This is a genomic window from Nocardia sp. NPDC051321 (assembly GCF_044455225.1).
GTDB lineage: Bacteria > Actinomycetota > Actinomycetes > Mycobacteriales > Mycobacteriaceae > Nocardia.
In genome coordinates, this window is the sequence record NZ_JBITEM010000019.1 from 143,758 (window position 1) to 165,388 (window position 21,631).

Here is a 21,631-nt window from a genome sequence, read left to right on the forward strand (position 1 = left end):
CTCGGCAGGTGATCGCGCCGAGCCGAGCAGGCGCGACACGTGGCGATGGTTGGTCAAGAGACGGCTATTTCGGCACAGCGAACAGGCGGGCGAGACGGCCCGTGAATTCCGTTACTCAAGCGAAATGGCTTACGCGACAGTGTGTTCCAGTCGGCATCGATCGTAGGCCGGTGACCGGGTCGCACGCAGGGAAATCGCGGATGCCGTGGCGGATGGTTACGACACGCTGCCGATCGAATAGCCGGGACATAACTTCCGCGGGCGGAATGCGGGAATCGCGGACAGATCGCCGTCGGATAGCTACCGTGTGCTCCGGCCACACCGGCATTGGTGCCGGGAGAACGGCCCACAAACTCCGATCCGCCGCTTTCGCCGCCGGTGAATCTGGTGGTAATCGGCTACTGACCCCGCATAACGTGCATGGATCGTGTCACAGCGGCCCCATAATGGACACGCGGTATGGGAAGCTCGTCAGAACACATCGCAGCGCACTTCCAGGGGGCCGAAGGGAATCCCTTCGGCGGTGTACGCGGATGCGGATGATGAGGGTCACGTTCTAGGGTAGGGCCAGGAGCGATCTTGAAGTTCAGTGCGAAGGATTTGGTCGGATCGGTGCAGCGGTTGATGGCAACCGCGCAGAACGGCCTCGAGGTCATCCGCTTCGGCGGGCTGACCCACGATGTCGAGTCGTCCCCGTTCGAGGTGGTCGAGAGAAGGCGGATGTACCGGCTGCGGCACTACTTCCCCGACGACACCACCCCGGGCCGGCCTGTCGCGCTGCTGGTGCCGCCGCTGATGGTGAACGCCGACATCTGGGACGTGAACGTCGAGGACGGTGCCGTCGGCATCCTGCAGCGCGGCGGAATTGATTGCTGGGTGGTCGATTTCGGCTCGCCCGCCAGCGAGGAGGGCGGCTGGCAGCGTGACCTCGCCGACCATGTCCTCGCGGTCAGCAGCGCGATCGACGCGGTGACCGAGGCGACCGGCAGCGCCGTGCACCTGATGGGCTACTCGCAGGGCGGCATGTTCGCCTACCAGGTCGCCGCCTACCGGTACGGCAAGGGCGTGCAGAGCATCGTGACGTTCGGCAGTCCCGTCGACGTGGTCGCGGGCATGCCGTTCGGGCTGCCCTACGGGATGGTGTCCGACGTCGCGGACTTCCTGGCCGACCATGTGGTTACCCGGCTGCCGATCACCGATTCCATGGTGCGCATCGGCTTCCAGCTGCTCGACCCGATGAAGACGGCCAAGGCCAGGATCGACTTCCTGCGGCAGCTGCACGACCGGGAGGCGCTGCTGCCCAAGGAGCGCCAGCGCCGGTTCCTGAACAATGACGGCTGGGTCGGCTACGCCGGTCCGGCCGCCGCCGATCTGCTCAAGCAGTTCGTCGCGCACAACCGGTTGATGCTGGGCGGCTTCGTGATTCGCGATCAGCCGGTGTCGCTGGCCGAGCTGAAGTGCCCGATCCTCGCGTTCGTCGGCGAGGTCGACGACATCGGCCAGCCCGCGGCGGTGCGCGGCATCGTGCGGGCCGCGCCGAACGCGGAGGTGTACGAGGCCAACCTGATCGCCGGGCATTTCGGCCTGGTGGCGGGCAGCACCGCGACCAACCACACCTGGCCGCTGGTGCGGCAGTGGATCGACTGGCTCGAACGCGACAAGACGCTGCCGCCGGAGATCCATCCGATGGCCGAGCACGTCGACTCGAACCGGCCGCGCTCGGCGGCCACCCGCGTGGTGCACACCGCCGCGACGCTGGCCGAGGCGGGCGCGGGCGTCGGCAAGGCGCTGGAAGGCATCGCGAGCAACACCGTCCGCGGTTCGGTCGAGCTGGCCGGTGAGGCCGCGCGGGCGCTGCCGCGACTGACCAGGCTCGGCATGATCCAGCCGCACACCCGCATCTCGCTGGGCAGGCTGATCGCCGAGCAGGGCAGGCGCGCACCGCTGAAAGACCTGTTCCTGTTCGAGGATCGGGTGCACACCAACGCCGCGGTCAACGTCCGCATCGACAATGTGGTGCGTGGGCTGGTCTCGGTCGGTATCCGGCCCGCGATGCGGGTCGGCGTGATCATGGAGACCAGGCCGAGTGCGTTGGCGACGATCGCCGCGCTGTCCCGGCTCGGCGCGGTGGCGGTGCTGCTCGCCCCGGGAAGCGAGCTCGTCCGTGCGCTCGAAATCACCGGCGTCGATACGGTTGTCGCGGATCCGGAGAACCTGCGGCAGGCGGTTGGCACCGGCGCGCGTGTGCTGGTGCTCGGCGGTGGTGATGCCCGTCAGCTCGGTATTCCATTGAGCGACAAGGTGATCGACCTCGAGCAGATCGATCCGGCGCGGGTGCGACTGCCCGCTTGGTATCGGGCCGATCCCGGGTTGGCGCGTGAGCTGGCGTTCGTGCTCGTCACCGGCACCGGCGACCGGCTGGAGACCAAGTACATCAGCAACCACCGCTGGGCGCTGTCCGCCTTCGGCACCGCGACCACCGCCGATCTCGACCGCAGGGACACGGTGTATTGCCTTGCGCCGCTCCATCATTCGTCCGGGCTGCTGGTGAGTCTCGGCGGTGCGATCGCGGGTGGTAGCCGGATCGCGCTGGCGCGTTCGCTGGATCCGGCGCAGTTCGCCGAGGAGGTGCACCGCTACGGCGTCACCGTCGTCACCTACACCTGGACGATGCTGCGCGACATCCTCGACGCCGAGGTGTTCCCGAAGGGGCATCGTCATCCGATCCGGCTGTTCATCGGTTCCGGGATGCCCGCGGGTTTGTGGCGGCGCACCACCGAGCAGTTCGACCCGGCCCGGGTGCTGGAGTTCTACGCCTCCATCGAAGGCGACGTGGTGCTGGCCAATGTGAAGAGCGTCAAGCGCGGCTGCAAGGGCAGGCCGGTGCCGGGCACCGCCAGGGTGGAACTGGTCGCCTACGACCCGATCACCGAGGAGATCCTGGTCGACGGTTCGGGCTACGCCCGGCGTTGCGCGGACAACGAGGTCGGGTTGATGCTCGGCAAGGCCTCCGACGGGGTGGACATCTCCGCGGGCGGGCTGCGCGGTGTGTTCGCGCCCGGCGACTCGTGGATGCCGACGGAGAATCTGTTCCGCCGCGACAGCGACGGCGACTACTGGCTGATCGACCGCAAGGACACTGTGATTCGGACCCTGCGCGGGCCGGTGTACGGGCAGCCGATCGTCGATGTTCTCAACGACATCACCGGGGTCGATATGGAGGTCGCCTACGGGTTGGAGATCGATGATCCTCGAGGGACGGCGGCCGACGGGCTGGGTAAACCCTGCATCGCCGTCGCCGCGGTGTCCGTGCGCAAGGGTTTCCGGCTGGAGCCGAAGGATGTGACCGAGGCGCTGCGCGCGCTCGAGCCCGACCAGCGGCCCGATCTGGTCTACGTGGTGGACGAGATACCGCGCAGTTCCTCGTTCCGGCCGTCCACCCGCGCGGTGCAGGCGGCGGGACGTCCGGCGCCCGGACCCGACACCTGGTGGTACAACCGGGCTTCCGACGCCTACGAGATCCTCACCGAGGACGACGCACCCAAGATCCTCGGCGACAGCTGACGCGAATCGAGTTGTCGAGCCGCCGGATTCACCAGTTCGGCGGCTCGACCGGGTCGCGCGCGCAGGCGGTTCGCGCCGTACCATCCCACGCTGACGTTGCTGTCCGATTTGTCAGGAGTACTTGGTGAGTACGAGCCTTATCTATCGCAACGCCACCGTCTATGAGCTGCTGATCCGTGCGCTGTACGGCCGGTACTACCCGGATCGGTACCGCGCGGTCGAGGGGCTCGTGCCGGCGGGTGCCAGTGTGGTCGATCTGTGCTGCGGACCCGCGACGCTCTACACCCGTTATCTGCGGCAGAAGTCGGTCGACTATACGGGTCTCGACCGCAACAAAAGGTTCGTCACCACCCTCACCAAGGCGGGCGGCCAGGGCAAGGTCTGGAACCTGACCTCCGATGCCCCGCTGCCCGAAGCCGACTACGTCGTGATGCAGGCCAGCCTCTACCACTTCCTGCCCCAGGCCACCCCCGTCCTCGATCGAATGCTGTCCGCCGCCCGTAAACAGGTGATCATCGCCGAACCCGTACGCAACATGTCCAGCAGCAACAACCGTGTGCTCGCCGCCATCGGTCAGCGTTTCACCAACGCGGGCGACGGCGCTCAAGCCCACCGATTCACCGAAACCACCCTCGACGAGTTCTTCCGCCCCTACGCCGCCCGGGTAGTACGACAGGAACTGATCGCGGGCGGCCGCGAAAAGCTCTACGTCCTCAACGCCAATAGCTAACCGCCACACACCTTCTCACCGATGCGATGCCGGGCGGGACCCGCAGGTATCACTCCCCGAAACGGAGCAGGGTGAGCGAGGGCCGTAGCGCGCGGGCGACCGGGGCATTCGCGACCCAGCGCAGCGCCGGGGAAGCCCATCGGCCCCGTCCACGCGGCGGGATCAGGTCTTCGGCGGCAACAACTCCCGGGATTCGACCGGGCAGCCGACGCGCCTGGCGAAGAGACTGGCTGGTCGGCATCGGCGGGGGAATGTACCGGTCGCTGAGCCGTACTCTGCCCTGCATTGTCAGCGCGCTGAACACACGCGGGATGGAGTCATAGAGGAGGACGCCGCCGGGGAAGTGCCTGGCCAGGTCCGCGATCAGCGCGCGGATCTGGCCGGGCGGCAGGTACATGAACAGGCCTTCGGCGGTGATCACCGCGGGCCCGGGCGGCACGTGCCCGAACCAGGATCGGTCCAGTGCCGAGTAAGCCAGCCGGGTGATTCCCGGTGCCGGCGGTAGCAGCCGCTGCTGCGCGTCGATCATCTCCGGCAGGTCGACCGAGAACCAGGCGACCTCCGGTTCGTCCAAGCGCCAGTAGGTCGTTTGCAGCCCCTCCCCGAGCGCGACCACCGGCCCGGCGGGGTGGGTGGCGAGAAAGTCCACGATGATCTTGTCGATCACTGTCGCCCGGAGCGAGTGCACCTGGCTCGGTGGCCCGAACCGCTCGAAGTCCTCCCCGGCCAGCGCCCGGTAGAGCCGGACCGCCTCGGTATCCGTGTAGCCGGAATCCGGCCGCAGCGCCTCCTCGGCCCGGTTACGCAGCGTCCACAACGCGGTCTCGGGCACCCCGGACAGTTCGACTTGTGTCATTCGAGAGTCTCCTTCCGCTTCAGTTGCACTCTGCGGCAGCGTGTTTCGCGGCGAAGGCCAGCGGCGGCACGACCATCGGATTCCGCGACCGGTCCGATGCGGCGGTGCCGTGGATGTGCAGCTGTGTTGGGGCGTCGTGCCTCACGTAGCTGTCATGACCGCCCTGCGGCCGAGTCGACTTCTCGGCGCCGGGTAACTCATTGTTGAAAATAGTCATGCGTGCACTATCGCTGCCGCTGGGTGCCGGTGGATTGGACAAATGTTCCGGCCCACCTTCCCGGCGGGAAATCCAGCGCACGCGCGTACGCGGGCCGTCCCTGATTCGGATAGCTGACGAGGGCGCGCGGACCCAGCGGACCGTCAGACGGTGAAGTCGGTGACGCCTTCGATGACGCGGCCGACCTGCTCGTCGGTGAGATCCGGCCAGAGTGGCAGGCGGACAACGGTTCCCGAGAACTCGGCGCTGCGGACGCAGGGGTGCGGGGTGCGGCCGAGTTTCAGGCCGGCGGGGCTGGAGTCCAGGGGCACGTAGTGGAACGGGGCGACGATGCCGCGGGCGCGCAGGTGGGCGATCAGGTCGTCGCGGCGTTCCTCGGTGGGTGTGCGCAGGTAGTACAGGTGGGCGGTGTGTTCGCGGTCGCCGGGCACCGTCATGAGCTGAATGTCGTTGCGGGCGGCCCATTCCGGGAGTGCGGCGGCGTAGGCGTCCCACACCCGGTGCCGTCCGGCCTGGATGGTGTCGAACTCGTCGAGTTGCGCGTCGAGCACCGCGGCGTTGAGCTCGCTGGGCAGGTAGCTGGAGCCGATGTCCTGCCAGGAGTACTTGTCCACCGCGCCGCGCAGGAACCGGGCCCGGTCGGTGCCCTTCTCCCGGATGATCTCCGCGCGCGCCATCAGGATCTCGTCGGTGAGCAGCAGTGCGCCGCCCTCGCCGCAGTGCACGTTCTTGGTGTCGTGGAAGCTGAGCGTGCCCAGGCTGCCGAGGGTGCCGAGCGGGCGCCCCCGCCACCGGCCGCCGAGTCCGTGCGCGTTGTCCTCCACGATGGCGAAGCCGTGCGTATGGGCCAGGGCGAGCAGCCGTTCCATGTCGGCGGCAACGCCACCGTAATGGATGACCACCACGGCCTTGGTCCGCTCGGTGACCGCGGCCGCGACCGACTCCGGGTCCAGGTTGCCGGTATTCAGATCGATGTCGGCGAACACGCAGGTGGCCCCGCGCAACGCCATCGCGGTCGCGGTGGAGGTGAACGCGAAGCTCGGCACGATCACTTCATCGTCGGGGCCCAGTTGCAGCAGCAGGCCCGCCATCTCCAGGGCGGAGGTGCACGAGGTGGTCAGCAGCGCGTGCGGTGCCCCGGTGATGACCTTCAGCTTCTCGGTCGCCGTCGCGGTGAACGGCCCGTCGCCGTGGCTCTGGTCGGAGCCGAGCACCGTCTCGAGGTTGGCCAGTTCGCGGCGAGCCCGGAACGGGCGGCTGAAGATGATGCGGTCAGTGCTCAACCCGGTCGTTCCCCTTGTTCGCGGTGGTCGTGGTCAGTTGCCCGGCTGGGTAGTCGTCGGCGGCTGCTACCGGGCGCGGCGTCGGTGAATCGACGGTCAGATAGAGCGGCTTACCGACCAGGATATGCAATGCCACCCCGAGATATTCGGCGATGAGGCCGAGCGAGAACAGGATCGCCCCGGAGACCAGCAGCAGCACCACGATCATCGAGGCCCAGCCCTCGGGCGCCCAGTTGTCGGTGGTGAGCGCCTCGTACACGATCACGCCCGCCATCACGCCGCCGCCGAGACCGAGCGTCACGCCGAGCAGGCTCACCAGGCGCAGGCCGCGAGTTCCGCTGCACAGCACCATCTTCCAGAACAGCGAGAACAGGCGGCGATAGTTGTAACCGGATTCCTCGCGGCCCTCGGCGCGCAGCTGCACCGGCACCTGCGCGACGGTGCCGACCACCCAGGTCAGCGCGACATCGAGATACACGCCGTTGGACGCGACCTCGGCGAGCTGACGCCCGATGGCGCCGCGGATCAGCCGGTAGCTTTCGAACCTGGTGGAGTCGGGGAACGCGAACAACGTCGCGAGCACCAGCTTCGCGCCGCGCGAGGTGATATTGCGCAGGAAGCCGTGCGGGCGGGTGTTGCTCGGCTTGGAGTAGACGAGCTCGGCGCGCTCGGTCAGCGCGGCGTCGAGGAAGGCGCCGATGAAGCGGGGATCGTGCTGGCCGTCCTCGTCCATGGTGACGATCCAGTCGCCGCCCGCGGCCGACATGCCCGCGATGGTCGCGGCGTCCTGGCCGAAGTTGCGGCTGAGCCAGATGGTGCGCACCTCGGGGTAGGCCAGCTCCAGTTCCTGCAGCACCACGTCGGAGCGGTCCGGGCCGCGGTCGTGCACCAGGATGATCTCGTCGATCTGGAAGGTGGTGCCGCCGGGGGTCTGGGTGGGGCGGGTCAGCTCGTGCAGTTCGGCGACGAGGCCGCCGATGGTGTCCTCGCCACGGTAGATCGGCACGACCACGGACACGGCGTGCGGCCGGGACGGCCTGCCGTTCGGGGTGACCGCGGCGGGGCGGGGCGTGCGAGAGGGAATCGGCATCAGCTGGATCGACTTTCGATGACGGTGCGTGCCGGTATTTCCCGCTGGACAGCAGGGCCCGAGCCGCCCAGAACTCTAGCATGGTGCGGGTTTCGGATTCGGGGCCGTTTCCCGGTGGCCGCCGTGGTTACCCGAGCTGCCGCTACCGTCGTGCGCATGCCCCCATCATCGACGCGTCGGCGGCCGGATGCCAAGCGCCACACTGCTGTGTAGGGTTTGGAACTCGTGACGGATAGTGCAGTGTCGAGGGTGACGCGCTCAGGGTCCGCCGAGGTCACGGGGGGTGACCCGGCCGCGGCGGAGGTTCCGGCCGGAACCACCGCGGCCGCGCGGGCCGACGCTGCCGAACCGGACCATCTCGACACCGCCGCGCGCCGCAACGTCTACCTCTGGGGGCTGATCACCGCCGTCGGCGTGATCCTGGGTTACGTCGCGGTGCTGCTCGCCAACGCCAGGCATTTCTATACCGACGACACCGAATCCCAGTACACCGGATTGTGGGTCGGCCTCGGCCATGCCTTACGCGACGGCACCTTCCCGGTGCTGGTGCCCGAGCGGTGGATGTCGGGCAACAACACGATGGACGACGCGGGCCTGTTCAACCCGCCGCAGCTGCTGATCGATCTGATCGCGCCGTCCGTCGACAACATGGCCTTGTACGCGACCGTCGTCAAGCTGATCTTCGCGATCATCGCCGCACTGGGCGTCTACCGGATCTGCCTCGCCTACGGCGGCAAGCCGGCCTGGTCGGCGGTGGCCGGCGTGGCGTTCCCGCTGTCGGGTTTCTTCCTGTTCTTCGACGAGGCCAGCTGGATGACCGCGCTCACCGGCACCGCGTGGCTGGTGCACGCGTGGGCCTCGTCGGTGCGTTACACGCGGGGTCAGGGCGGACCGGTTCCCGTTTTCGTCTACCTCTATCTGACCATCTCCACCCAGTACATTTTTCCGGCGGTCGAGGCGGCGCTGATGCTGCTCGCGGTCGCGGTCGGTGAGGTCATCTACCAGCGCAAATGGTGGCCGGTGGTGCGGCTGGCGATCGTCGGCGGCTGTGCCGGGCTCGCGGGCCTGCTGACCTTCCTGCCGAGCATGCTGTCGGCGAAGGTGACCTGGCGCGGCACCATGGAGATCATCAACGACCAGTTCCTCACGGTGCCGTGGTCGGAATCGTTGAATGCCAGCCTGCCGAGTACCCATCCCGCGTTCACCTCCTGGTGGGGGTACGTGCAGCCGATGCCGGTCACCTACATCGCGTGGTTCCTGATTCCGGCGCTGGCGTTCATCGATTGGCGGCGGGCCAAGGACAGTTGGCGAGAGCTGTTCGCGGTCGCGTTCTTCGCGGTCATGATGCTGATGTGGGCGGCGGGGCCAGGGTCCATCGGTCCGCTGCGCTGGCCGGTGCGGGTGCTGCCGATGCTGGCCATCGGGCTGCTGGTGCTGGTGTGCGTGTTGCTCGCGCGCTACGGCACGACCCGTGATCTGAAGAACCGCGGCATCGCGGCGGGGGTGCTGATCCTGCTGCTGTGGGTGCGCTCGTTCTCCGCCGATCCGCACGACGTGATCTGGCACGTGCTCGCGGCGGTCGCGGTCGTCGCGCTCGGTGCCGCGGTGCTGTGGCTGGATCGGATCAAGGGCATCGCCGTGGCGTGTGTGCTGGTGATCGTCGCGATGTTCCCGATCGTGTTCTTCCAGGTGCGGTCCGCGCAGCCGACCCCGATGACGTGGAATTTGCCGACCAACCGATCCGATGCCAAGGCCGCGTTCCCCGATTTCCCCGGCACCACACTGCAACTCGCCGAGCGCGGGCTGGTGCAGCCGGAGGACAAGAGCCTCGAAGGTGCCTACGGTTCACTGGTTTTCGGCAACTACGCCAAGTCGCTCGAGCTGAGCTACGTCAACGGTTACACCCCGACCGGTCACTTCTACTTCGGTGAGCTGCTGTGCATGCGCTGGGACAGCAGCGTTTGCCCGGACGCGTTCCGGCGCATGTTCACCCCGGAGAAGACCACCGAGCGCACCCTCGTCGATCTGATGAAGCTGGATCGGGTGGTGCTGCAGCGGGCACTGTTCCCGGACGCCCGCAATCAGCCCGCGCCGGACGGCTGGAAGTGGGTCGACTACCCCGGTCACGAGAAGTACATCTCGGTGCTGGAACGGGTGGACGGGCCGATCTCGACGGTGAACGGCCGGGTCGCGGCGACGAAGAACGTGACGGCGGCGTCGATCTCCGAGACCGGCACCACCAGCCGGGTGCGAGTCAGCTCGCCGAACGGTGGCCGCGTGGTGTTCGCCCGGCTCGGTTGGCCCGGCTATCGCGTCACCATCGACGGCAACCAGATTCCGATCACCACCGTGGCCAAATCGTTTGTCGCCGTGGATATTCCCGCCGGTGCGCAAAATGCCGAACTGGTGCTGACCTGGCGTCCGCCGGGGTGGAAGATCGGCATCGCCGCCCTGGCCGCCGGGGTGATCGGCACCGGCGTACTGCAGTGGCTGTACGTGCGGTCGCGGCGGCGTGCGAGGGTGCGGCCTGCCGCCATGTAGGGTCTGGAACTCGTGGTGGAAAGCAGCGCCCTCGCCCGGCGGGACGTGTACAAGTGGGGCTTCATAACCGCGCTCGGTGTGGTGGCCGGCTACGGTGCCGTTCTGCTGGCCAACATCCGGCATTTCTATACCGACGACACCGAGTCGCAGTACGCCCCGCTGTGGGTGATGCTCGGGAATCGCCTGCGCGACGGGCAGTTCCCCGCGATGATCCCCGAACACTGGATGGCCGGTAACTACACCATCGAAGAGGCGGGGCTGCTGAATCCGCCGCAGCTGCTGATCGATCTGATCGCGCCATCGGTGGACAACGTCGCGCTCTACGCCACCATCGTCAAACTGATCTTCGCGATCGTGCTCGGGCTCGGCGTGTACCGGGTGTGCCTGGAATACGGGGCCAGCGCGCCGTGGGCCGCGGTCGCCGGTATCGCGATTCCGTTCACCGGCTGGCTGCTGTTCTTCGACGAGGCCAGTTGGTACACCGCGTTTGTCGGCACCGCGTGGCTGGTGCACGCGTGGGCCTCCGGTGTTCGCTATGCGCGCGGGCGCAGCGGGCCGATCCCGACCTTCATCTTTTTGTATCTGGCCATCTCGGTGCAGTACATCTTTCCGGCGGTCGAGGCCGGGCTGATGATCGGCGCGGTGGCCGTCGGTGAGGTTGTCTACCAACGCAAATGGGTGCCGTCGCTGCGGCTGCTCGCGGCCTCGGGGTTGGCGGCGCTGGCCGGGCTGGCGACCTATCTGCCGAGCATGCTGTCGGCGAAGGTGACCTGGCGCGGCACCGCGCAGATCAACAACGACCAATTCCTGACCGTGCCGTGGTCGGAGTCGCTCAACGCCAGCCTGCCCAGCACGTTGCCCGCGTACAGCTCCTGGTGGGGCTACGTGCAGCCGATGCCGGTGGTCTACATCGCGTGGTTCCTGATTCCGGCGCTGGCCTTCATCGACTGGGGCAAGGCGCGGGAGAACTGGCGCGAATTCACCGCCATCGCGCTCGTCGCGATCATGGGGCTGATGTGGACCGCCGGGCCCGGCACCATCGGACCGCTGCGCTGGCCCGCGCGGGTGCTGCCGATGGTGGCGCTCGGGCTGCTGGTGCTGGTGTGCGTGCTGCTCGGTCGCTTCGCCACCTTCGACGGCTGGCGGCGGCGCGGGATCGCGGCCGGGGTCTTGATCGGGCTGCTGTTCGTGCGCTCGTTCTCGGCGGCGCCGCGTGAGCTGGGTTGGCATGTGCTCGCGGCGGTTTCGGTGGCCGCGCTCGGCGCCGCGGTGGTGTGGCTCGGGCGGACCAGGGGGATGGTCGCGGCCTGCGTACTGACCCTCGTCGCCGTGTTCCCCATCGCCTACCTCCAGGTGCGCGCCGCGCAGCCGACGCCGATGAGCTGGAACCTGCCCGAGAAACGGTCCGAGATGAAGGCCGCGTTCCCCGACTTCACCGGCACCACACTGCAACTCGCCGATCGCGGGCCGATCCCGCCCGCCGAGAAGAACCTGAAGGGCGCCTACGGCTCGCTCGTCTTCGGCAACTACGCCAAGGATCTCGAGCTGACCTACGTCAGCGGATACACCCCCAACGGGCACTACTGGTTCGGCGAAATGCTCTGCATGCGATGGGACACCAGCGTGTGCCCCGACGCGTTCCGCCGCGCATTCGACGTCGAACCGACCACCGGACGAACCATCGTCGACCTGATGAAGGTCGATCGAGTCGTCCTGCAGCGCTCGATGTACCCCGACGCTCGCAACCAGCCCGCGCCCGACGGCTGGAAGTGGGTCGACTATCCCGGCCACGAACAGCAGATCTCCGTGCTCGAACGAGTCGGCGGCCTCATCTCCACCCGCAACGGCCGCGTCGCGACCAGCACCGGCGTCACCGCGACCTCGGTCGCGGAATCCGATCTGGCCAGCCGCGTCCGAGTGAACTCCGACAACGGCGGCCAGGTCGTCTTCGCCCGCCTCGGCTGGCCCGGCTACCGAGCCACCCTCAACGGCCACGACGTCCCGATCAAGGTCGTCGCGAAGACCTTTGTCGCACTGGACATCCCCGCAGGCACCAAGAACGGCGATCTCGAACTGAGCTGGCGCCCACCCGGCTGGAAGATCGGCGGCGCGACAGCGTTACTCGGCCTGCTCGGCATCGGCGTCCTGCAATGGGCGTTCCTGCGAAGCCGCCGCCGCGACGACGGCCTGGATTCGACAGGCACCGCCGACACCAACGAACCCGTCACCCCACAACCCGACCTGGTGGACGCAAAGCACTGAGCCCCACCGCCCCTTCGCGTACCACCCCCCCCAACAAGATCAGGTGGAATTGGCGTCGGCATCGCCCGAGAGCCACCGACACCAGTTCCCCCTGATCATGAATACGTCCGCAGCCTTGAGCGACCGCCACCTCGGGAGCGGAATCCGCGCTCATTCTCGGGATCCTCTGGGTGCCTAGGGTGGGTGTCGGATTCGTGGGTTGGCGGGGATGGGTGCGCCCGCTGACCGGGTCGGTCGTCGGGGCGATAGAGTGCCCTGGCGTGACTGGAGGTGGGCGTCTGATGGAATTCGAAGGTGAGCGAAGCATGGCGTCCGCGGGCGTTGACGCAGGTGCGTCGGCGTTGCCGGGCGGGTCTGTGATCGACGCGCATGATGCGCGGGCCGAGGGTGGGGGCGAGGCGATGAGTGGCGTGGCCGGTTCGCCGGTGTCGGGCGTGGCGGTCGGCCCGGTGGCGGATCCGATTGCCTCAGCGACCAGTGCCGAACAGGTGAAACCCGGTCCACTGCTCCGTCTCGTGCAGCGGCAGGAGGTGGCGTTCGCTGCGGTTGGTGGGTTCAATACCGCGCTGGGGATCGGGCTGACCGTGGTCTGGCTGGCGGTGCTCGGGGACAATGTGCCGCCGTCCGTCGCTGTGGCGGCGGCATACGCCGTCAGTATTCTTATCGCGTTCGTGTTGCATCGCACGCTGGTGTTCCGGGTGCGCGGGCATCTGCTGCGCGACTTCCTGCGGTTCGTCGCGGTCAATTCCGGTGGGCTGCTGCTGAATATGGTGTTGCTCGAGTTGGCCGTCTCGGTGTGGCACTTTCCCGACAAAGCCGCTGCGGTCGTGGTGATGGCCCTGGTCGCCGTCGCCAGCTACTTCGGCCACCGCCACATCTCCTTCCGGCGCCGACCGCCGGTCGAAGCGGACCGCTCCGTCGGGTAGGTTTTGCTCATGCCGGAGCACACCTTGGACGCCACACTGTTGAGCCTGCTGGCCTGCCCGCAGGACAAGGGCCCACTACTGCTGGTCCGCGCGACCGAGGGCACCATCCTCTACAACCCGCGCCTGCGCCGCGCGTACCCCATCGACAACGGCATTCCCGTGCTGCTCATCGACGAGGCCCGCGACGTATCCGACGACGAACACGCCGCCTTCCTCGAACAGCAAGTAGAAGCCTGATCAACGGGTCATGACCCACGCGGCCGTGACCCGTTCGAACGCGGGGCCAGGCTGTACCCCGTTCGATGCTCAGTTGGGTTTCGTTGGGGGTGTGTCTATTTCACCGGTGAGGTAGCGCTGCAGGGTGGGGGCGATCGCGGTGACGAGGTCCTCGGCCGGGGACGACGCCATGGGTTCGATGCCGATCACCTTGCGGCCCATCAACAGACCGATCATTTGTGAGCCGACCAGGGCTACCCGCAGACGACCGTCGTCGTCGGGCGTGGCGATGCGCTGCCGGACTCGTTCCATGACGACCTCCAGGATGAAGGCGCGCGCCAGCGAGGTGTCGCCGCCACCGATGATGCTGCGGACCATCGCGACGATGCCGGGGCCCGCGGGGGAGTCCCAGACGCCGAGCACCGCGCGCAGAATGGCTTCGCCGAGCCGGTCGAGCGGGGCGGCGTCGACGGCCGAGAGCGTGAGCTCGGGATCCACCGGCAGTTGCACGACCGCCCCGAACAATTGCTGTTTGGTGCCGAAGTAGTGATGCACCAACGCGGGATCGACCCCCGCGTCCGCGGCGACGGCGCGGATGGACGTCTTGTCGAAACCCGCTTCCGAGAAGCGCACCCGGGCCGCGGCCAGGATCGCCTCTCGCGCGCCAGACTGTCCCGGCCTGCGCCCGGAGCGCGCGGGGCGGTCTCCGGTTTCGGATCCGTTCGCCGTCACGCGGTGCGCCGCCGTAGCGTCGCCGCGCCGAGGCACAGGGCGACCACCGCGAAACCGGCGACCACCGCGAGGTCGCGCCACATCGCCCCGGTGGCGCTGGCATGCGTCGAAACCTGTTGCAGCGCATCGACGGCGTAACTCAACGGCAGCACATTGCTGATCGCCTCCAACCAGCCGGGCAGCTCGCCGCGCGGAACGAGCAAGCCGCACAGGAAGATCTGCGGTGCCACCACCACCGGCATGAACTGCACCGCCTGAAACTCGGTGCGCGCGAACGCACTTGCCAGCAGCCCGAGGGCCACCCCGCAGACCGCGTCGAGCACCGCGATCAGCACCACCCAGCCGGGACTACCCGCCGAATCGAGACCGAGCAGACCGAACGACACCAGACAGGCCACCGCCGCCTGCGCCGCCGCGGCCAGCGAGAACGCCGTGCCGTACCCGCCGAGCAGATCGAGTTTCGCCAGCGGCGTCGTGAGCAGCCGCTCCAGCGTGCCCGAGGTGCGTTCGCGCTGCATGGCGATGGCGGTGATCAGGAACATCACGATGAACGGCAGGATGCCGAGCATGGCGATGCCGACCCGGTCGAACAGGGATACCGGGTTGAACGGATTGGTCGGAGTGTCCCGATAGATGAAGTACAGCAACGTCATCAGCAGCGCGGGGACCACCAGGATCATCGCGACGGTGCGGTGGTCGTTGCGCAGCTGGCGCAGGATTCGGGTGGTCGTCGCGAGGTAGGGGCGGAGGGAGGGAGTCCGTCGCGTTGCGGGCTCGAGGGTGGCGGTCATGGCTTCCTGCCTAGTGTTCGGTGGTGGGGTTCATGCCGGTTGCTTGGTCGTAATCAGTGTGAGGAAGGCACGTTCGAGGTTCTGCTCGCCGGTTTCGGCGCGCAATTCGTCGGGGCTCAGCTGGGCGAGCAGATGTCCTTCGCGCATCAGCAGCAGCCGATCGCAGTGCTCGGCCTCGTCCATCACATGGCTGGACACCACCAAAGTGGTTCCGTTGGCCGCCAACTCCCGGAACTGCTTCCAAAGGTCAACGCGCAGCACCGGATCCAGGCCGACCGTCGGCTCGTCGAGCACCAGCAGTTCCGGCTGCGCGACCAACGCGCAGGCCAGCGAGGCACGCGTCTTCTGCCCACCGGACAACTGGTCGCCGCGCTGATCGGCGTGCTCGGCCAGCCCGACCGCGTTGATCGCGTCCTCGGTGGCACCTCGCTCGCGACCGTAGAGCGCGGCGAAATACGCGACATTCTCGTGCACGCTGATATCGGAATAGATACTCGGCGATTGGGTGACGTACCCGATCCGCCGCCGCAACTCCGCCGCCCCCGCGGGCCGCCCCAGCGCCGAGATCTCGCCGGACTCGACGATTTGGGTACCGACGATGCTGCGCATCAACGTCGTCTTGCCACACCCAGACGGCCCGAGCAGTCCGGTGATCGACCCGCGCGGAATCGTCAGCGAAATATCGTGTAGCACCTCCCGCCCGCCGCGCCGCACCGTCAGATTCCGAACCTCGACCGCCGGTGATGGACTGTTCTGCGACATCGTCGCCTCAATTCATCGAGTGTTGAATTCACTATGCGATGAATTTAGCGCGACCACCCCTCCCGGACAAGAGGAAAGTTCAAAATCCCCCAAGACCCGCCCACCCCTCCCGGGCGCATCGTCCGCGTGTCCGATTTAGGCTCCAGCGGTGACCAACGAGAACGCGACCCCGTCCGCTGACGGGGGACAGCTGCGGGCTTCGACGCTGGAACTGTTTTTCGATCTGGTGTTCGTCTTCACCATCACCCAGCTCACCCATGTCTTCACCCACCACCCGAGCTGGCAGGCACTCGGCCAGGTGGCGCTGCTGTTCGGCGTGATCTGGTGGATGTACAGCGGATTCGTTTTCCTCACCAACGAGGTCGCGCCGAACAGCTCGGCCCGGCGTACCTGGCTGCTGATCGGCATGTTCGGCTTCTTTGTGGTGTCAATGGCCATTCCGGACGCCTTCCACGGCACCGGAGTGGCCTTCGGCGTCGGCTACTTCGTGATCACCGCGGTGCACACGGCGCTGTTCTACAGCAACGGCGGCGAGTCCGCTGTCCTCGCGATCAAGCGGATCGCGCCGCTCAATACCCTCGCCGCCGGGCTGGTGCTGGCTGGTGGATTCGTGCACGGCTGGCATCAGTACGCGCTATGGGGTGCCGGACTCGCGGTGCAGGTGGTGAGCCCGTACCTGGTCGATACCGGCGACTTCCGGATCCGGGCCAGTCATTTCTGTGAGCGGCACGGGCTGGTGATCATCGTCGCGATCGGCGAGTCGATCGTCGCCATCGGCGTGGGGCTGGCGGAGGAGAAGATCACGGTGCCGCTCATCGCGACCGTGGCGCTTGGGCTGTGCCTCGCCTACGTGCTGTGGTGGGCCTACTTCGGCATCGATGATGAGCGCGGCGAGCACGCGCTCGCGGCGGTGCCGGAGCGGGAACGGTCCCGGCCTGCGGTGCTCGCGTACGGGTATTCGCTGTACGTCCTGCTCGTCGGCATCATAGTGACGGCGGCGGGCATTCAGATGAGCATCGCGCACGGCAACGAACCCGCGTCCGTCGCGACCGCCGCCGCGTTGTCCGGTGGGGTCGCGCTGTATTTCCTCGGCCAATTCTTCTTCCGCTGGGCGCTGCGGTTGCCTCGGGCGTGGAGCCGGTTGATCGCGGCGGCCGCGGTCGCCGCAACTATCCCGATCGGCGTGGTGTGGGTGTCCTGGGCGCAGTTGGCCGCGCTCGTCGCGGTGGGCTATATCGCCGTCATCAGCGACGATCTGATCACCCTGCGCAGCGGTCAGCACAGCTCGTACGTGTAGCTCGTATGACCGATACCGGAGCACCTCCGGCGCGCGATAGGTTGTTGCGACCGTGCCGCGCCCGCAGCAGGCCGCGACCCCGCCGTCGGGGGCGACCGCACGCTGCAAGGACGGCACCTACAGCCAGAGCCGGCACCGCAGCGGCACCTGTTCCGGGCATAAGGGCGTCGCGGAGTGGCTGGTGGATCTGCCGTAGTGGCCGTCTTGGACAATGGCGGCTGTGTGTGCCGATGAGCTAGCCGTCGAACCGCCCGTTGCCGCCCGCCGATTGCTGGGCGCCACCCTCTGGTCTGGACAGGTCGGCGTGCGGATCGTCGAGGTCGAGGCGTACGGGGGAGATCCCGCCGGGCCGTGGCCGGATCCCGCGTCGCACTCCGGACGCGGGCGGACCAAGCGCAACATGGTGATGTTCGGCCCGGCCGGGGTGCTGTACGTCTATCTCAGTTACGGCATGCACACCTGCATCAACGTCACGAGTGGACCGGACGGGATCGCCAGTGCCGCGTTGCTCAGGTCCGGCGAGGTGGTGGCGGGGCTCGACGAGGTCCGGGCCCGCCGCCGCACCGCGCGCACCGAGGCCGATTTGGCAAAGGGGCCGGGCAATCTCGGTAGTGCGCTGGGAATCACGTTGAGCGACTACGGAACTCCGCTGTTCGATCCGTCCTCGACGATTCGCTTGGAACTCGGCCGTCCCATCGCCGCGAAGCAGATCGCCAGCGGTCCGCGCGTCGGCGTGAGCACCGCCGCGGACCTGCCGTGGCGGTTCTGGCTACCGTCCTCATCCTCGGTCTCTACCTACCGCCGCAGTCCACGGGCGCCCCGCGCCGAGGCGTCCTGAAAGTTTCTGCTCGGCGGCCGATGAGTTTTCTCGAAGGGCCACGTCCTATCAGGTGAACGCGCCAACACCCAGCGCGACCGACCTGAAGGAACGACATCATGACCGCCATCCCCGCCTCCGCCCCCGCCGCCGACGCCCGCCCCGGCAAGAAGCTGAACCGGGTCCTGTGGACCCTGCAGATCCTGCTCGGCCTGTTCTTCATCATCGCCTCGGCGCTGCCGAAGCTGTTCGGCCAGGAAGCCGCCGTGCAGTCGTTCGACGACATCGGCTGGGGCGACTGGTTCCGCTACTTCACCGGCATCGTCGAGCTCTCCGGCGGCATCGGCCTGCTGGTGCCGCGGCTGAGCGGGCTGGCCGCCGCGGGCCTGTCGATCACCATGGTGCTTGCCGCGGCCACCCAGGTCTTCCTGCTGGACGCACCCGCCCTCGCGCCCTTCCCGCTGGTGCTGGTGGTGGTGTTCGCCTGGATCGCCTACGAGCGGCGCGACAGCATCGTCGCGGTGCGGGAAATGCTGTCCCGCTGAACAATTCGATAACGCGGACGATCGGCGGACTTCGGTCCGCCGATCGTCGTGCCGCGTTGCGGGTCACTCCGTAATCGGCTGGGAGAGATCGTCTTCCGCGATCACCTGGTACACGGCGTTCAAGGTCGGTTCGCCAACCAGGTGCTTGATGCGTTCGTAGCGCCGTTCCTCGATCGGCGCGATGCGTTCCATCCACGCGGGGATATCGGCGGGCTCGGCGTGCTCGATGAGGGCGAGGGTGAACAACTCGCGGGAGTCCTCGAGGTTCAGCGCGCTGAATACCCGGGTGCGCGGGTCGCCGGGGACGGTTTCGTCGGGTATCCACGCCTTGCGGAAGGTGGCGTAGTCGACATCGTCGTTGAGTCGGCGGGACATCGCTGCGATCAACATCTTCGAGGACCTTTCCAGTTATCTTGCAGTGCAAGATAAACCGTAGCCCGCGTTTTCTTGCAGTGCAAGAAAAATCTGGGAGGATGGTGGCGTGGTTGATCGAAGGTCCCGCCCGCGCGCCGGGCTCACCAGGGCGAAAATCCTGGACGCGGCGATCGCGTTCGTCGGCGAACACGGGCTCACCGCCCTGTCGACCCGCAAGCTCGGCGCGGCGATGGGCGTGGACGGCATGAGTCTCTATCACTACGTGCCGAGCAAGGCCGCGCTGCTGGACGGCATGGTCGAACGACTGCTCGAGCAAGGAGAGTTGCTGCCCGCCGGAGACCGGCCGTGGCCGGAGGCGGTGACCGCGATGGCGCATGGATTTCGCCGGACGCTGCTCGCCCATCCCGCGACGCTTGGCATCCTGGCGACCAGGCCGGTCAACTCACCCGGTGCCTATCGGATTCTGGAATCCGGCCTCGTGGTGATGTGCGAGCAGGGCGTGCCGCTCGACCGGGCGATGGACATCGTCAACGCCGTGATGACCTTCGTCATCGGCCACACCCTCGCCGAAGCGGGCACCACCCCCGGCCACGAACAGGCCGGCACCGCCCAGGCCGAGGCCGACCCGGAGGCCTATCCGCTGCTCGCCGAGTCAGTGGCCACCGGCGCGGGCCTCGACTTCGAATCCCGCTTCGCACTGACCGTCGACATCCTCGTCCGCGGCTTCGCCGACGCCGGGTAATTCCCTCGACCCGCGGCGGATAACGGCGACACACTGAGGTGCAGTCCAACCACCTACTACCCGTGCGGAAAGATGGGACACCGTGAGCGGCGACATCATCGACGAATTGACCTGGCGCGGACTGATCGCGCAATCCACCGACCTGGACGCGCTGCGTGCGGCCCTGGACGCGGGACGGTTGACCGTCTATGCCGGTTTCGACCCCACCGGGCCAAGCCTGCACGCCGGACACCTGGTGCCGCTGCTCGCACTGAAGCGTTTCCAGCGCGCGGGCAACCGGCCGATCGTGCTGGCCGGCGGCGCCACCGGGCTCATCGGCGATCCGCGCGACGTCGGTGAGCGCACCATGAACTCCACCGACACGGTCGAGGAGTGGGCCGGGCGCATCCGTTCGCAGTTGGAACGGTTCGTCGACCTGGACGATTCGCCGACCGGCGCGGTGATCGCGAACAACATGGACTGGACCGCGAAGCTGTCCGCCGTCGACTTCCTGCGCGACATCGGCAAGCACTTTTCGGTGAACGTCATGCTGGCGCGCGACACCATCAAGCGGCGCCTCGACGGCGAGGGCATCTCCTACACCGAGTTCAGCTACATGCTGTTGCAGGCGAACGACTACCTGCAGCTGCGCCGTCAGTACGACTGCACGTTGCAGGTCGGCGGCTCCGATCAGTGGGGCAACATCATCGCGGGCGTCGAGCTGAACCGGCGCGTCGACGTCGCATCGGTACACGCGCTCACCGTTCCGCTGGTGACCTCCGCCGACGGCAAGAAGTTCGGCAAGTCGACCGGCGGCGGCAGCCTGTGGCTCGATCCGGAAATGACCAGCCCCTACGCCTGGTACCAGTACTTCGTGAACACGGCCGACGCCGACGTGGTCCGTTACCTGCGCTGGTTCACCTTCCTGTCGCGGGAGGAACTGGCCGAGCTCGAGGTGGCCACGGCCGAGCGGCCGCACGCGCGGGAGGCACAGCGCAGGTTGGCCGCCGAGATGACCACGCTGGTGCACGGCGAGGCGAACACGCACGCGGTGCAGTTGGCGAGTCAGGCGTTGTTCGGTCGCGGCGAGTTGCGCGAACTGGATGAGCCGACGCTGGGTGCCGCGTTGCGCGAAGCCGCTGTCGCCGAGTTGGGCGCGGGGGAGCCGAACACGATCGTGGATCTGCTCGTCGCCACCGGGTTGAGCGAAAGTCGCGGTGCCGCCCGGCGCGCGGTGAACGAAGGCGGCGCATCGGTGAACAACGAGCGGGTCTCGGATCTGGAATGGACCCCCGCCGACAGCGACTACCTGCACGGACGCTGGCTGGTGCTGCGGCGCGGAAAGAAGAACCTCGCGGGGGTACTGCGGGCAGGTGCATGAAGATCGCGGTGGCTTGAGTCACATCCGTGTGATTCAAGCCCCCGTTCGGGTCCGGTGCACGGCTCTGACCTGGGGAAACACCGGCTCGAACAGCGGATTTGACTCTGCGTTATCCGCCGCGTAACTTAGTTCAAGTCAGAGCGACACGGACACCGACCCGGAGCCGAGAAGCCCAGCGGAAACGCTGAGCGGATGGACCGGGAAACGAGGTAGTACGAGAGCGCCTGGCCATCAGCTAGAAACCTAAGGTGATCACGCGGACTTGACTCTGCGGGAGATGCCGTTTAGGCTGGAACAGTTGCCTCACGGAAGAACCGGTTAACGCCGGGGACGAAGTGTGTGCGTGTGTTCTTTGAGAACTCAATAGTGTGTCGATGAATGTCAGTGCCAATTATTTAATTGGTTCCGGCCTCTCATACCCCCCGGTTGTTGAGGTCGGACATTTAGTCAGCAAATCTTTTTGCTGGCGTTTTGTTTTGCTAGGTTTTCGGACTCTAGTTTAGATATTTCTGATTCGCTCTTTCG

General features: G+C 67.3%; 20 protein-coding genes. 12 read left to right on the forward strand and 8 right to left on the reverse strand.

Annotation, left to right across the window (positions count from 1 at the left end; translation table 11 throughout):
* Positions 1–579: 579 nt before the first annotated feature.
* The gene (locus tag ACIA8C_RS37455) at positions 580–3,564 is read left to right on the forward strand and encodes an AMP-binding protein (RefSeq protein ID WP_397143197.1); all 2,985 of its coding nucleotides are present in this window, start codon (positions 580–582) and stop codon (positions 3,562–3,564) included.
* Positions 3,565–3,688: 124 nt separating this feature from the next.
* Positions 3,689–4,294 carry a class I SAM-dependent methyltransferase gene (locus tag ACIA8C_RS37460; RefSeq protein ID WP_397143199.1) on the forward strand — a complete coding sequence of 202 codons (606 nt, stop codon included), beginning with the start codon at positions 3,689–3,691 and terminating at the stop codon, positions 4,292–4,294.
* Between the two features lie 49 nt (positions 4,295–4,343).
* Here ACIA8C_RS37460 and ACIA8C_RS37465 read toward each other — a convergent pair whose 3' ends face one another.
* The 4 genes from ACIA8C_RS37465 to ACIA8C_RS37480 all read right to left on the reverse strand — a co-directional run bounded on the left by ACIA8C_RS37465 (position 4,344) and on the right by ACIA8C_RS37480 (position 7,740).
* Positions 4,344–5,150, reverse strand: coding sequence for a class I SAM-dependent methyltransferase (locus ACIA8C_RS37465; protein WP_397143201.1), 807 nt, complete (start codon positions 5,148–5,150; stop codon positions 4,344–4,346).
* A 19-nt stretch (positions 5,151–5,169) separates the two neighbouring features.
* Entirely contained in the window at positions 5,170–5,367 is a 198-nt protein-coding gene (locus tag ACIA8C_RS37470; RefSeq protein ID WP_397143203.1) for a hypothetical protein, read from the reverse strand.
* Positions 5,368–5,510: 143 nt separating this feature from the next.
* Positions 5,511–6,650: a dTDP-4-amino-4,6-dideoxygalactose transaminase gene (gene rffA, locus ACIA8C_RS37475; protein ID WP_397143205.1), complete on the reverse strand. Its 1,140-nt coding sequence runs from the start codon at positions 6,648–6,650 to the stop codon at positions 5,511–5,513.
* Entirely contained in the window at positions 6,640–7,740 is a 1,101-nt protein-coding gene (locus ACIA8C_RS37480; RefSeq protein WP_397143207.1) for a glycosyltransferase, read from the reverse strand. The genes rffA and ACIA8C_RS37480 overlap by 11 nt, the downstream gene beginning before the upstream one ends.
* A gap of 414 nt (positions 7,741–8,154) precedes the next feature.
* On the opposite strand from ACIA8C_RS37480, the gene ACIA8C_RS37485 reads away from it, so the two are divergent.
* The 4 genes from ACIA8C_RS37485 (at position 8,155) to ACIA8C_RS37500 (ending at position 13,706) form a co-directional block, all read left to right on the forward strand.
* Complete coding sequence (locus tag ACIA8C_RS37485; protein WP_397143238.1) at positions 8,155–10,281, forward strand: hypothetical protein; 2,127 nt, start codon at positions 8,155–8,157, stop codon at positions 10,279–10,281.
* Between the two features lie 15 nt (positions 10,282–10,296).
* Positions 10,297–12,543 carry a hypothetical protein gene (locus ACIA8C_RS37490; protein ID WP_397143240.1) on the forward strand — a complete coding sequence of 749 codons (2,247 nt, stop codon included), beginning with the start codon at positions 10,297–10,299 and terminating at the stop codon, positions 12,541–12,543.
* 281 nt (positions 12,544–12,824) lie between these two features.
* On the forward strand, positions 12,825–13,469 hold the full coding sequence (locus ACIA8C_RS37495) for a GtrA family protein (RefSeq protein WP_397143209.1): 645 nt from the start codon (positions 12,825–12,827) through the stop codon (positions 13,467–13,469).
* A gap of 9 nt (positions 13,470–13,478) precedes the next feature.
* Positions 13,479–13,706, forward strand: coding sequence for a Trm112 family protein (locus tag ACIA8C_RS37500; RefSeq protein WP_397143211.1), 228 nt, complete (start codon positions 13,479–13,481; stop codon positions 13,704–13,706).
* 69 nt (positions 13,707–13,775) lie between these two features.
* Here ACIA8C_RS37500 and ACIA8C_RS37505 read toward each other — a convergent pair whose 3' ends face one another.
* From ACIA8C_RS37505 to ACIA8C_RS37515, 3 genes are read right to left on the reverse strand one after another with little or no spacing between them, the layout of a single operon-like run.
* Positions 13,776–14,417 (reverse strand): TetR family transcriptional regulator, encoded by a 642-nt coding sequence (locus tag ACIA8C_RS37505; RefSeq protein ID WP_397143213.1) that lies wholly within the window; start codon positions 14,415–14,417, stop codon positions 13,776–13,778.
* A complete protein-coding gene (locus ACIA8C_RS37510) occupies positions 14,414–15,208 on the reverse strand; it encodes an ABC transporter permease (RefSeq protein WP_397143215.1) in 795 nt (264 codons plus the stop codon). Before ACIA8C_RS37510 ends, ACIA8C_RS37505 begins: the two co-directional genes overlap by 4 nt.
* Positions 15,209–15,238: 30 nt before the next feature.
* Entirely contained in the window at positions 15,239–15,970 is a 732-nt protein-coding gene (locus tag ACIA8C_RS37515) for an ABC transporter ATP-binding protein (RefSeq protein WP_397143216.1), read from the reverse strand.
* 148 nt (positions 15,971–16,118) lie between these two features.
* Between ACIA8C_RS37515 and ACIA8C_RS37520 the strand changes: the two genes are divergently transcribed.
* From ACIA8C_RS37520 to ACIA8C_RS37535, 4 genes are all read left to right on the forward strand, one after another.
* Positions 16,119–17,267 (forward strand): low temperature requirement protein A, encoded by a 1,149-nt coding sequence (locus ACIA8C_RS37520; protein ID WP_397143218.1) that lies wholly within the window; start codon positions 16,119–16,121, stop codon positions 17,265–17,267.
* 52 nt (positions 17,268–17,319) lie between these two features.
* The gene (locus ACIA8C_RS37525; protein ID WP_397143220.1) at positions 17,320–17,463 is read left to right on the forward strand and encodes a DUF3761 domain-containing protein; all 144 of its coding nucleotides are present in this window, start codon (positions 17,320–17,322) and stop codon (positions 17,461–17,463) included.
* 15 nt (positions 17,464–17,478) lie between these two features.
* A complete protein-coding gene (locus ACIA8C_RS37530) occupies positions 17,479–18,105 on the forward strand; it encodes a DNA-3-methyladenine glycosylase (protein WP_397143222.1) in 627 nt (208 codons plus the stop codon).
* Positions 18,106–18,203: 98 nt separating this feature from the next.
* Complete coding sequence (locus tag ACIA8C_RS37535; protein ID WP_397143224.1) at positions 18,204–18,629, forward strand: DoxX family protein; 426 nt, start codon at positions 18,204–18,206, stop codon at positions 18,627–18,629.
* A 63-nt stretch (positions 18,630–18,692) separates the two neighbouring features.
* Here ACIA8C_RS37535 and ACIA8C_RS37540 read toward each other — a convergent pair whose 3' ends face one another.
* Positions 18,693–19,019: a hypothetical protein gene (locus ACIA8C_RS37540; protein ID WP_397143226.1), complete on the reverse strand. Its 327-nt coding sequence runs from the start codon at positions 19,017–19,019 to the stop codon at positions 18,693–18,695.
* Between the two features lie 91 nt (positions 19,020–19,110).
* On the opposite strand from ACIA8C_RS37540, the gene ACIA8C_RS37545 reads away from it, so the two are divergent.
* Positions 19,111–19,746, forward strand: coding sequence for a TetR/AcrR family transcriptional regulator C-terminal domain-containing protein (locus ACIA8C_RS37545; protein ID WP_397143228.1), 636 nt, complete (start codon positions 19,111–19,113; stop codon positions 19,744–19,746).
* A gap of 82 nt (positions 19,747–19,828) precedes the next feature.
* Complete coding sequence (tyrS, locus tag ACIA8C_RS37550; protein ID WP_397143230.1) at positions 19,829–21,106, forward strand: tyrosine--tRNA ligase; 1,278 nt, start codon at positions 19,829–19,831, stop codon at positions 21,104–21,106.
* Positions 21,107–21,631: the final 525 nt, after the last annotated feature.